The sequence below is a fragment of the Ameyamaea chiangmaiensis genome, from assembly GCF_013376175.1.
In the GTDB taxonomy this organism is placed as follows: Bacteria; Pseudomonadota; Alphaproteobacteria; order Acetobacterales; family Acetobacteraceae; genus Ameyamaea; species Ameyamaea chiangmaiensis.
The window spans coordinates 17,932-29,671 of sequence record NZ_JABXXR010000006.1; the positions used below are offsets into that span (position 1 = coordinate 17,932).

13 protein-coding genes are annotated in these 11,740 nt (G+C 63.9%); 5 read left to right on the forward strand and 8 right to left on the reverse strand.

What is annotated here, in order from left to right; translation table 11 throughout:
• Positions 1-28: 28 nt before the first annotated feature.
• The 5 genes from HUK82_RS01720 to HUK82_RS01740 all read right to left on the reverse strand — a co-directional run bounded on the left by HUK82_RS01720 (position 29) and on the right by HUK82_RS01740 (position 4,257).
• Positions 29-1,087 carry a flippase-like domain-containing protein gene (locus tag HUK82_RS01720; RefSeq protein WP_176612304.1) on the reverse strand — a complete coding sequence of 353 codons (1,059 nt, stop codon included), beginning with the start codon at positions 1,085-1,087 and terminating at the stop codon, positions 29-31.
• A gap of 156 nt (positions 1,088-1,243) precedes the next feature.
• On the reverse strand, positions 1,244-1,450 hold the full coding sequence (locus tag HUK82_RS01725; RefSeq protein WP_176612305.1) for an entericidin A/B family lipoprotein: 207 nt from the start codon (positions 1,448-1,450) through the stop codon (positions 1,244-1,246).
• Positions 1,451-1,528: 78 nt separating this feature from the next.
• Positions 1,529-2,782 (reverse strand): NAD(P)/FAD-dependent oxidoreductase, encoded by a 1,254-nt coding sequence (locus HUK82_RS01730; protein ID WP_176612306.1) that lies wholly within the window; start codon positions 2,780-2,782, stop codon positions 1,529-1,531.
• Positions 2,783-2,878: 96 nt separating this feature from the next.
• Positions 2,879-3,130: a DUF3297 family protein gene (locus tag HUK82_RS01735; RefSeq protein ID WP_176612307.1), complete on the reverse strand. Its 252-nt coding sequence runs from the start codon at positions 3,128-3,130 to the stop codon at positions 2,879-2,881.
• Positions 3,131-3,216: 86 nt separating this feature from the next.
• The gene (locus tag HUK82_RS01740) at positions 3,217-4,257 is read right to left on the reverse strand and encodes a glycosyltransferase family 4 protein (protein ID WP_176612308.1); all 1,041 of its coding nucleotides are present in this window, start codon (positions 4,255-4,257) and stop codon (positions 3,217-3,219) included.
• Between the two features lie 298 nt (positions 4,258-4,555).
• Here HUK82_RS01740 and HUK82_RS01745 point away from each other — a divergent pair, with 298 nt between their 5' ends.
• Positions 4,556-6,358, forward strand: coding sequence for an ABC transporter ATP-binding protein (locus HUK82_RS01745; protein WP_246495596.1), 1,803 nt, complete (start codon positions 4,556-4,558; stop codon positions 6,356-6,358).
• Positions 6,359-6,465: 107 nt separating this feature from the next.
• Positions 6,466-7,161: an SH3 domain-containing protein gene (locus HUK82_RS01750; protein WP_176612309.1), complete on the forward strand. Its 696-nt coding sequence runs from the start codon at positions 6,466-6,468 to the stop codon at positions 7,159-7,161.
• Positions 7,162-7,178: 17 nt separating this feature from the next.
• On the opposite strand, the gene HUK82_RS01755 is transcribed toward HUK82_RS01750, so the two are convergent.
• Both HUK82_RS01755 and fzlA read right to left on the reverse strand, forming a co-directional pair.
• The gene (locus HUK82_RS01755) at positions 7,179-8,357 is read right to left on the reverse strand and encodes a BaiN/RdsA family NAD(P)/FAD-dependent oxidoreductase (protein ID WP_317134850.1); all 1,179 of its coding nucleotides are present in this window, start codon (positions 8,355-8,357) and stop codon (positions 7,179-7,181) included.
• 68 nt (positions 8,358-8,425) lie between these two features.
• Complete coding sequence (gene fzlA, locus HUK82_RS01760) at positions 8,426-9,094, reverse strand: FtsZ-binding protein FzlA (RefSeq protein WP_176612311.1); 669 nt, start codon at positions 9,092-9,094, stop codon at positions 8,426-8,428.
• Between the two features lie 170 nt (positions 9,095-9,264).
• On the opposite strand from fzlA, the gene minC reads away from it, so the two are divergent.
• From minC to minE, 3 genes are all read left to right on the forward strand, one after another.
• The gene (gene minC, locus HUK82_RS01765) at positions 9,265-10,011 is read left to right on the forward strand and encodes a septum site-determining protein MinC (RefSeq protein WP_176612312.1); all 747 of its coding nucleotides are present in this window, start codon (positions 9,265-9,267) and stop codon (positions 10,009-10,011) included.
• A gap of 86 nt (positions 10,012-10,097) precedes the next feature.
• Positions 10,098-10,913 carry a septum site-determining protein MinD gene (gene minD / locus HUK82_RS01770; RefSeq protein ID WP_176612313.1) on the forward strand — a complete coding sequence of 272 codons (816 nt, stop codon included), beginning with the start codon at positions 10,098-10,100 and terminating at the stop codon, positions 10,911-10,913.
• The gene (minE, locus tag HUK82_RS01775; protein ID WP_176612314.1) at positions 10,910-11,200 is read left to right on the forward strand and encodes a cell division topological specificity factor MinE; all 291 of its coding nucleotides are present in this window, start codon (positions 10,910-10,912) and stop codon (positions 11,198-11,200) included. The genes minD and minE overlap by 4 nt, the downstream gene beginning before the upstream one ends.
• Before the next feature lie 14 nt (positions 11,201-11,214).
• Here the strand turns inward: minE and HUK82_RS01780 are convergent, their stop codons facing one another.
• Positions 11,215-11,658, reverse strand: a complete 444-nt coding sequence (locus HUK82_RS01780; protein WP_176612315.1) for an NUDIX hydrolase — start codon at positions 11,656-11,658, stop codon at positions 11,215-11,217.
• Between the last annotated feature and the right edge of the window lie 82 nt (positions 11,659-11,740).

The window sequence follows — 11,740 nt, forward strand, 5'->3', positions numbered from 1 at the left end:
CGCGAGCAAAATCTTTCATGTCGATGCCTCAAACCGCGCCCGGGCCACCACCATGAACACCGTCGCGCGCGCCGGCGCCCCACGACCACCAGCGCCTCGGCACGCTTACCGCGTCATGCTGCGCCGGTGCGCACCAGTGATGCTCCAGCCACGACCAGAGCCCGAGGGACGGCAGGCCCCAGGCCAGTTCGCGCAGTCGCTTGACCAGCGACAATGAAATGGCGACGGGGGGCGGGAAGCCAAACAGGCCGCAGATCAGGATGTAGCCTCCTTCGGACACGCCGAGTGCGCCGGGGACGGCGAAGCCCACGGATTTGGCCGCCTGCCCGACGCTTTCGATCACCAGCCCTTGGCTGACCGTCGCGGGATGGCCCATACTGCCGAGGATGACGCACACCTCGAACGTGCCCAGCAGCCAGCCCAAGAACTGGGCGAAACCGGCCCGTGGGGCGTTGTTGCCGCGTTTGTAGAGCGAGAGGATTTCGCTGTTCAGCCCGCGAACCCCTTCGGTGCCCGTCCAGCCGAGATGACCGCCGATGCGCAGCAGCAGCCCCTCGACGATCGACAAAGCGCCGCAAAACTGGAGCGCCGCCATTACGACGCCGGCGATGAGGGCGGTCATGCTGCTCTCAAGGAGCAGGTCCGTTGTATGCGACCGATGGACGAGCATCAGCAGGACCAGAAGTCCCAAAGCGGTGAGCGCCAGCTGGCTGAGCAATTCCAGCGTCAGATCGCAGATCGTGGCGGCGGCGGCGCGACGGGTGCCGGGACCGCGCCGGGCGAGAAGGCGCCCTGTGACGACCTCGCCCCCCACCTGGGCGACGGGCAGAAGATTATTGACCCCCTCGCGCACGCACCGCAGCAGAAAGAAATCCCGCAGCCGCAACGTCGCGCCGGCGTCGGCTGTCATGATTTGCCAGGAACGCGCGGACAAGATGGTCTGGAGGCCGTGAAGCACAAGGGCACCGGCCAGACCCCAGCCCGCCGACAGCACCAGCCCGGCGACCGCGTGCATACCGAACCGCGCCAGCAGTACGCCGGTCAGTAGAGCGCCGAGCAAGCCCGCCAGCATGGTGGCCAGCTTCATGACGGTGCACTCCCTCGTACACAGGGGTGGTCAGGTCACGATGAACGCCCGGTCCCCTGACGCCACTATACGCAGCGGCACCGCCGTTCCCGATCAAAAAAGCCGCGACCCGCGGATGCTCTCCACCAGTCGCGGCTCTTATGTCGGCGTATGACGTCAGTTACGCGAGGTGCCGGTCGCGTTTACCAAGCCATTCTGGGTGGCATTCGCGCCACGGGACACGTTGTGACCGACCGCGCTCACGTCCTGACCGGCACCGTGGACCGTGTTGCATGCGCTCAGGCTGGCCCCGGCCAGCAGGAGAAGCGCAAGAGCAGCACCGTTACGCAGGGCGCGGGAGTGAGGCAGAACTTGACGCGACATTGATGTTGCTCCTTGTTTTTCTGGAACATTCCAACGTCGCTTCAGGCCGTCGGGTTTCCGACCCGACCGGGTTCCGTACTAATTTTTTACGCGTGATGTCTTGTGCGGTATGGCAACGTCGCGTCCCGTCAGCATCATGTTCCAGTAGAGCTTCGGGAACACCTTCGTCTTGAGGAACCAGGCGAATTTGCTCGGCTTGCGCTGGTCGTAGGGAAAGCTTGGCGCGACCTTGCCGCCGTACAGGAATTCCGCCAGCACCACGCGCCCATACGACACGGTGAGCGGGCATGCGCCGTAGCCGTCATAGACACCGCCCATCGGCTTGCCATCGAGGGAGGCCAGAAGATTTTCGACAACGACGGGCGCCTGCGCGCGGGCGGCGGCCGCGGTCTTGGCGTTGGATGTTCCAACGACGTCGCCCAGCCCGAAGACGGTGTCAAATGTGGCGTGACGCAGCGTCGCCGGATCGACGTCGACCCAGCCGGCCGGGTTGGCGAGCGGGCTCTTCTTGATAAAATCGGGCGCGCTCTGGGGTGGCACAACGTGCAGCATGTCGAAGTCGCGCGTGATGGTGTCGGTCGTCCCGTCGGGCTTGACGACCGAGAAGGTGGCCTTGCGCGCCGGTCCGTCGACCTTGATCAGATTCTGTTTGTAGGTGACGTGCACGCCGTAATAGTCGATGGCGTCCTGAAGCGAGGGCACGAAGTATCCGACCCCGAACAGAACATCGCCAGCCATGCGGAATTCGACGTTGGTGCGATCGAGCGTGCCCTGTTTGCGCCAGTAATCAGAGGCGAGATAGACGATCTTCTGGGGTGCGCCGGCACACTTGATGGGCATCGGCGGCTGCGTGAACAATGCCGTCCCGCCCCTGAGCGACTGGATGCAGACCCAGGTGTATTCGGCGGCGTCGCGGGAATAATTGCTGCATACGCCGTTACGGCCAAGGGTCTCGGACAGTCCCTCGATCTTGTCCCAGTCGAGTTGCAGGCCCGGGCAGACGACGAGTCGACGATACGCGATGGTGCGACCATCGGTCAGCGTGACGGTGTTGTCGGCGGGCTCGAACGACGCCACGGCCGCACGGATCCAGCGCACCCCGCGCGGGATGAGGCCGCCTTCCTGACGCAGCGTCTCACGCATTTTCATCACGCCGGCACCGACCAGTGTCCAGCCGGGCTGGTAGGCATGGGTGGTGGCCGGATCGATGATGGCGATGGACAGCGAAGGTCGCGCATGGCGCAGACGCGCCGCAACGGTGATCCCCGCCGCGCCTCCGCCCACGATAACGACCGTATAACGGTCCGTGCCGGACGTTTCGGATGCACTCATGATGCGACACTCCTCTGTTCGATCAAGAAAACGTTACAGCGCGTTTACCAGTGGGCCAACGCGCTGCCCGTGGAGCAGGCATGTTGCCTGTGCGACTCAGCCGTTGTCCGCTGGGTCCTTGAACCAGACCTCGACCGGCCCCTGAAGCTTTATGGTCATCGGATTGCCGTGGCGATCAACCGTCTTGCCCACGGCCAGCCGCACCCAACCTTCGCTGATGCAGTATTCCTCGACGTTCGTCTTTTCTTCGCCTTTGAAGCGCACGCCCACGCCGCGCGCCAGCACGGCTTCGTTGAAGAAGGGGCTGCGCGGGCTGGCGGAGAGATGGTCGGGCGGTGTGTCGCTCATGATATGGGCCTCTCATGCTGGGCTGAAAGGCGCGTCTTAGCGCATGGGGCCCGACTGATAAACCGGGCCCGCTTGCCGAGGGAGCTTCAGGCCGGCGCGGAGTTGCCGGTCGCGATGATCTGGTCGAACACCCGCAGGTAGTCCTCGGCCATCCGACGGGCGGTAAAGCGCTCCTCGAAACGCTGTCGGACCCGGTCGTTGGAGAGCGTGTCGATACGGTCCAGGGCCGCGGCACCTTCCTGCTCGTTCTCGACGATGAAGCCCGTCAGGCCGTCTTCGAGCACTTCGGGCACCGACCCGCGCCGGAAGGCCACCACGGGCGTGCCACACGCCATAGCCTCGATCATAACCAGGCCGAACGGTTCGGGCCAGTCGATAGGCATCAGCAGGGCCTTGGCCCCGGACAGGAACGCAGGCTTCTGGGAATCGTTGATTTCGCCGATCAATTCGACCCCCTCGCCGAGCATCGGCTTGATCTCGCGTTCGAAATATTCGGCGTCAACGCGGTCGATCTTCGCGGCGATCTTCAGGGGAATACCCTTGGCGCGCGCCATGCGGATGGCCTTGTCGACCCCCTTCTCCGGGCAGATCCGGCCCAGAAAAGCCAGATAATCGCGTGTGCCATCCTGCGGCGTCAGCAGCTTTTCCGGCAGCCCATGCAGCACCGTCGCCAGGAAATTGGCCTGCGGCAGGGGGCCGCGCTGGTTGTTGGAAATCGACACTAGCGGCACCTTGGGAAAGGTGTCGAAAACAGGCTGAAGCTCCATCAGGTCGAGCCGACCGTGCATCGTGGTCACGAACGGGACGGGCTGGCGGCTGAAGTAGGTGAACGGCCAGTAGTCCATATGAAAGTGCAACACGTCGAAATCAGGCGCGGCGCGGGCGACCTGTTCCATCATCAGCATGTGCGGAGCGATGGGATCGCGTATGGCGGGATCAAGACGCAGGGCGCGCGGCCAGCACGCATTCAGGCGTGCAGACGTCACGCTGTCGCCGCTGGCAAAAAGCGTGACGTCATGTCCCATGGCCACGAGTTCCTCGGTCAGGAACGAGACGACGCGTTCGGTCCCACCATAGAGTTTGGGAGGAACGGCTTCATGCAGGGGCGCGATCTGGGCGATACGCATAGGTTCTTTCACTTCGCGAGCTGACGGGATGGGAGCGCCGACACGCCCCGAAAGTTCCGACCCGTTTGCGGACGGGTTTCGTCATGGGTATCGTCCAACGAGGCGGCGGGCAAGCGGCCATATAATGGCCATATCCGGGCAAGGATGGCGGCGGGACAGGCAACGGCGCCAAGCGGATCGGGGGGGCTTCTGAATCCGGTCCGATGCCGTTACACTCCATGTGACACGCTCTCGGGTTCTCCCCCGTCCGTCCAACGTTCAGCCGACTGCGCCTGCGCCGCGCCGGAGACAGCCCCTCTTGCCCCATGCCTCTGATACGGTGATCCCCGATGACGCACTCGTCGGTTACGCCCATCGTCCGGTTGCCCTGATGTGGCGCTACGTGCGGCACCACCCGGTGCGGCACGGCGTGATTTTCCTGTCGGTCGTGTTCGCGGTCGCGTGTACGGTGATCGGATCGTACGCGACACGCTATCTGGTCGATACGTTGACCGCGCACGCGCATGGCCCGATGGGCCCGGTGTGGCACGCGGTGACGCTGCTTGCGGTTCTGATCGCGTGCGACAACATGTCATGGCGCGTCGGCGGCTGGTATGCGAGCCATGCCTTCGTCGAGGTGACGGGCGACCTTCGCCGCGACCTGTTCCGATACCTCACCGCGCACTCCGCGCCGTATTTCTCCGACCGCATGCCCGGCGCGCTGGCCGCGCGGATCGGCACGGCCGCGACGGCATCGTTCACGCTGGAAAGTCTGGCGACGTGGAACGTACTGCCGCCCTGCCTTAACGTTGCCCTGTCGATCACGCTTCTGGCCACCGTCAGCCCGGTCATGGCAGTGGTGATCGTCGTGCTGGCGGCGGCACTCGCGTTGCTGATGTTCCGCATGGCGGAGAGCGGCCGCAGCCATCACCAGTTGTTCGCGTCGGAGGCGGCAACAGTTGACGCGGAAATGCTCGACGTCGTGAGCAGCATGCCGCTGGTGCGGTCGTTCGGCATGGTCGGACGCGAGCGCGAACGGCTGGCGGGCGTGATCGAACGGGAAATGGGGGCACGGGGACGCTCGCTGCGTTATCTAGAAAAGCTGCGCCTGGTGCATGCCGTCCTGACGGCGCTGCTCACGGCCGGGTTGCTGATATGGGTCGTGCTTTTGTGGCATTCGGGCGCGGCCAGCATCGGTGACGTGGTTATGGTCATCACGCTGGGCTTCATGATTCTCCATGGCACGCGTGACCTGGCTGTGGCTCTAGTCGAGACTATCCAGCATACGGCGCGGCTGGAGGAAGCCCTGTCCGCGCTTCTCGTGCCGCACGACATGAAGGACGATCCCCACGCCCTTACGTTCGAGGCGCATCCACGCGGCGAAATCATCTTCGACGATGTCACGTTCGCGTATCCAGGCGGCGAGACGCCGGTTCTGGATCATTTCAACCTGCACATCCGGGCCGGCACGCGGGTGGGGCTGGTGGGTCGCTCCGGATCGGGAAAGAGCACCGTGATCGGGCTTCTGCAGCGGATGCGGTTCGTGCAGGGGGGCGCTATTCTGGTCGATGGGCTGGACACGCGGCGCCTGACGGAAGAAAGCCTTCGCGCCAGCATGTCCGTCGTGCCGCAGGACGTGACCATGCTGCGCCGGTCGGTGCTGGAGAACATCCGTTACGGCAAGCCGGAAGCCTCGGAAGACGAAGTGATCGCCGCGGCGACCGCCGCCGGTTGCCTAGACTTTATCGAGGCGATGCCAGAAGGATTTGCGACGGAGGTCGGGGATCGCGGCGTGAAGCTGTCCGGCGGCCAGCGGCAGAGGATTGCGATCGCGCGTGCGTTCCTGCGCAACGCGCCGATCCTGATCCTGGACGAGGCGACAAGCGCCCTGGACAGCGAGAGCGAGCAGCATGTCCAGGCCGCGCTGGATCGCCTGATGATGGGACGGACGGTCATCGCCGTCGCGCACCGTCTGTCGACATTGAAGACCTTCGATCGGATCGTTGTCATGCAATATGGCCGCATTGTACAGGATGACAGCCCGCAGATGCTGGAGCGCATGGACGGCCCTTACCGGGACCTGCTTTCGCGGCAGGCCATGTCTCTGGACGACGTGATCTGATCGGTTCGATCATGGCCAAAAGCGGTTGCCGGGAGCCTTAAGAATGCCCGCATCGCAATGATCTCTTGAGGTCGTCGTCCCGCTCGGATGGACGAAGGAGACTCTCCATGGCCCGCGTATTCCTTGCCGCTCTCAGTGCCTCGGTCGTCAGTATCGGCATGCTTGCCGCAGCCCCCCTTGCGCACGCGTCACCCGGCCTGTTGCCGCAGGGCGCGCAGGTTTTCGCTGGTCCATCGCCGGAATATCCTGCTGTCGGCATGCTGCCGCCCGGAACGCAGGTCGAGATTTTCGGCTGTGAATCAGGCTGGGGGTGGTGCGACGTCGCCACTGGTCCTTACCGCGGCTGGGTCGCCGGGCAGGCGATCGAGATGATGGGCCCGGGCATGGGTGGTCCGGTCTGGCAATATGGCGCCGCGATGGGTCTGCCGATCATCGGTTTCGCATTTGGAGACTACTGGGGCGCGCATTATCGTGGCCAGCCCTGGTTTGCGGACCGGGACCGCTGGGGGCGGGGATCGAGCGGTGGTCCGGGCGGATGGAACGGGCGGCCGGGTGGTTTTGCACCACCGGGCCGCCCCGGCGGTCCGGGAATGATGCGTGGCGGCAACGACGCCGGCGGCCAAAGCGGTGGTCCCGACTTCAGGGGGTATGGCGGCAATCAGGGGCGCGGTGACATGGGACATCCCGGTGGCGCCCCGGAGGCACACGCCAACCATGGACCGGGCGACGGACCGCAGCATGGGGTTCAGGGTAGCGATCGGGGCGGCACTCACGGCGGCGGCGATCACCAGCCTCACCCCTGAGCCCGGGCGTCGGACTGTCAGCCCCGGCAGTGTTCGACGGCGCCACCCGCTGCGGCAACGGCACTCGACCACGCCCACTGGAAATTGTAGCCGCCAAGCCAACCGGTGACGTCGACCGCTTCGCCAATGACGAACAGCCCCGGAACCCGTCTCGAGCCCATGTTTTGCGAGGACAGGTCACGTGTGTCGATACCACCGCAGGTGACTTCCGCCTTGGCGTAGCCTTCCGTTCCAGCCGGCACGATCTGCCAGCGATGGATACGTTCGGCCAACCCGCGCAGACGGCGATCGGGCTGGTTCGCCATCGTTTCTGTCTCCTCGACCTCATGGGTCAGGAAGCGAGCGAGGCGCTGTGGCAGTAGTTCGGACAAAACGGTGGCCAGAGCGGCCCGCGGGCGGCGGCGCCTGCCATCGGTCAGAAAGGACAGGGCGTCCCCCCCGGGCAAAAGATCGATCCCGAGTATGCCGCCGTGGGTCCAGTATGACGAGGCCTGCAAGAGCGCCGGGCCGGAGAGGCCACGATGCGTGAACAACAGCGCGTCGCTGAATGTCTCTTTTGCCACTTTGATGCGACTCGGTACCGAGACACCGGCCAGATCGCGCAAAGCATCCGCCTCCGGGCCGCCGGACAGCACGAAGGGCACAAGCCCGGCGCGTGTCGGAACGAGACTGTGGCCGAAGCGCTTGGCAACGTCGTAGGAAAAGGAAGACGCACCAAGCTTCGGGATTGACAATCCGCCTGTCGCCAGCACGACGCTGCGGGCCTCGAACGCCCCAGCCGTGGTCGCGAGGCAGAATCGATCCTCGCAATGGTCGACGGCCGTAAGCCGCGTGCCAAACTGAAAGGTCACCTGCCCAGCCGGACATTCGGCCATGAGCATGTTTACGATCTGCCGCGCCGAGCCGTCGCAGAACAATTGCCCGGGGCTCTTGTGATGCCAGGCGATATGATGACGATCGACCATGCGCACGAAATCCGCAGGCGTGTAACGCGCTAACGCCGATTTCACGAAATGGGGATTTGCGGACAGATAATGTCGCGGCGCCGCGTCCAGATGCGTGAAATTGCACCGACCGCCACCGGAAATCAGGATTTTCCGCCCGGGCTCGTCATTATGGTCGAATACGACCACTCGCAGCCCGGCTTGGCCCATGCGTCCGGCGGCCATCAATCCCGCTGCACCCGCGCCGATCACCGCCACATCGACAGAATGAGGGGGCGTTGCCGCCTTCACGAGCGTATGCCGTCGGGACCAGGCACCCCTTAGAAATCCAGGTCGGCGTAATGATCCGGCGGCGTTACACCCGTGATTCTGTCGTTCAACAGCGACCGGAAGCAGGGGCGCGACTTCACACGCGCATACCATTCCTTCGCGGATGGAGCCTTGGCCCAGTCGATATCGCCGATGAAATCGAGAGCCGAAAGATGGGCAGCGGCCGCGAAATCGGCCAGCGAGAGCGACGCTCCGGCAAGCCAGCGCCGCGTCTCGGCAAGCATACCGATATAATCGAGATGAAACTTGATATTGGTATAGCCCGCGCGCAGCATATTGCCATCAGGATTGCCGCCACCAGACACACGCTTCATCAGCTTCTCGCCCAGCAGGTTACGTGTCACGTCGGCTTCGAATTTCCCGTCGAACCACGCCACCAGACGACGCACTTCGACACGCTCTCCCAACGTACGGCCCAGAAGGGGCGCGTCAGGATAGGCTTCTTCCAAATATTCCGTGATAACGGAACCGCCCGGAACGGCCAGACCGTTATCCTCGGTCAGGACAGGAACCTCGCCGGCAGGATTGATGGCGAGGAAATCCTCCCTCCGTTCCCAGGTCCGTTCGGTCAACGGTTCAAACGGCAGACGCTTTTCACCCAGCACGAGCCGCACCTTGCGGGATTGTGGCGAGAGCGGGAAATGATACAGGATACGCATCACAGGATTTTATGCCACAAACGCACACCGCGCCAAGAGCCGACACGGCACGGAGCGGCCGAAATTCATGCGGCTTCCGGCTGATTCCGCCGCCACCCCTCGACAGGACCTCGCCGTGACGCTAGCTGCTGCGGCGAGTACCGTTTGTTCGCGACAGGAGCGCGCGCGCAGTGTCTGAAGAAAGCCCTTCCCCCACGCGAATTCGCGCACGTGGGCGCTCGTTCCTTGCCCTCGTGCTCTCGCCCGAAGCGCCTCTGGACGGCTGGATCGCCGGCCTTGACGCACAGATTGCCCGCTCGGCGCAGTTCTTCGCTGGCAAGCCGGTCATCCTCGATCTGGGGCTGCTGGGCCCGGACGAAACCGGCCTTGCGTCACTTCTCGCCGATATCCGCGAACGCGGCGTCCGGGTCATCGGCGTTGAAGGCGCGGACCCGGCATGGACGGCACTTCGGGACTGGGACATGCCGACCGGGTTTGCCGGTGGTCGCGCGTCCGGACCGGTCGAGATACCCGACGAAGCAGACGCGCCCACGCCGCCCCCCGAGGTCTCCGGGGCCGCGGCACGAGAGTCCCTCCTGATCGAGGAGCCGGTGCGTTCCGGCCAGAGCGTTCTTTATCCGGAAGGCGACGTGATCGTGATCGGCTCTGTCGCATCAGGCGCCGAAATAACGGCCGGCGGCTCGATCCATGTATACGGCGCGCTCCGTGGTCGGGCGATCGCGGGCGTAGGCGGCCATGCGTCCAGCCGCATTTTCGCCATGGCGATGCATGCAGAGTTGCTGGCCATTGATGGTTTCTACATGACGGCGGACGAAATGGACGCCACTGTAACCGGAGCCCCGGCTCAGGCTCTGCTAGAGCAGGAGAGGATCGTCGTACGTCCAGTCGTTACGTCGATTGCCCGGACCGCGACTTGAACCGGGTTTTTGATTGCGGGCTTGCGGGCAGATTAACTAAGAAACGAACAGCGTAGCGGCGCTGTTCGACGAAGGATGGGAAAAGTATGGCGAAAGTTCTGGTTGTCACGTCCGGCAAGGGCGGCGTCGGCAAGACGACGTCCACCGCGGCTTTGGGAGCAGCTCTCGCTCAAAGCGGCCAGAACGTCGTGGTGGTCGATTTCGATGTCGGCCTGCGCAACCTTGATCTCGTCATGGGAGCGGAACGCCGCGTGGTGTTCGATCTCGTGAACGTCATTCAGGGTGATGCCAAACTGTCGCAAGCCCTGATCCGGGACAAGCGGGTCGAAACCCTGTCGATTCTCCCGGCTTCGCAGACACGCGACAAGGACGCGCTCACTGCCGAGGGTGTGGCCGCCGTCATGGAAGAACTGCGCGAGAAGTTCGATTGGGTGATTTGCGACAGCCCGGCGGGTATTGAGCGTGGGGCGCAACTCGCGATGTACCATGCGGACGTCGCCGTCGTCGTCACGAACCCCGAAGTATCGTCGGTTCGCGACAGCGACCGGATCATCGGCATGCTCGACAGCACGACCGAGAAGGCCAAAAAAGGCGAAAAGATCGACAAGCATCTTATCCTGACGCGCTATGACCCGGCGCGTGCGGCGCGCGGCGAAATGCTGCGCACGGAAGATGTGCTGGAGATCCTGTCGATTCCCCTCCTTGGTATTGTGCCGGAAAGCGAAGAAGTCCTGCGCGCATCGAACGTCGGCGCGCCGGTGACGATCTCCAACCCCCAGAGCGCGCCGGCACGGGCCTACTTTGACGCCGCGCGCCGCCTGCAGGGCGAGAAGCTGGACGTCAGCGTACCAACCGAAAAGAAGGGTCTTTTCGACTGGCTTTTCAAGCGGAGTGTCGCATGAGCTTCCTGGCAAACCTGTTCGCCAAGCGCAACTCCGCCCCTGTCGCGCGTGATCGCCTTCAGATTCTGCTGGCGCACGAGCGTTCCGCAGGGGAGGGTCATTCTGACCTGCTGGCCAAACTTCATCAGGAGATTCTGGAAGTCATCGCCCGGCACGTCGCCGTCGATCAGGACAAGGTTCAAGTGAAACTGGATCGAGGGTCCGGATGCTCGCTCCTCGAAATCGACGTCGAAGTGCCGCAACTGGGAAGCGCGAAATCCAGGGACGCGGACAAGAGAGACGCCTGATTCGGTCTTTATCTTCAGTCGTCCTCTTCGGCCGCCTCCGGCGATAAGCCCAGAACCAACGCAACCACGTCCAGAACGCGGGGCAGAACGTCGTCGTCGCTTCGAAGATCGCCCGGTGTAAACCATCGCACCTCGGCGGCGTCGTCGCCCGGACGTGGTGTACCCACGTCGACCTCACACGCCACGGCAGCCGCCAGATAGTGGTAACCGACCGTTCCGTCAGGTGCGCGATCAATGACGTCAAAGGCCGTGACCACTCTCGTCGAGCGCCCGTCCAGCGCGGTCTCCTCCCTCAGCTCCCGTTCGGCGGCGTGAAAAAGCGTCTCACCGTACTCGATCTTGCCTCCGGGGAATCCCCACCGACCGGCATTCGGTGCGCGTCCGCGACGCACAAGCAAAAACGCATCACCCCGACGTACAATGGCAACTACTCCGGCGCGCGGATAATGTTCGTTCATCTCGGGGCTCCTTCACGGAATAGCATTCAAGGTGTTGTGAGACCCGCACCCGCCTACGCACCTCTTGCCGCCTGATCCTGCT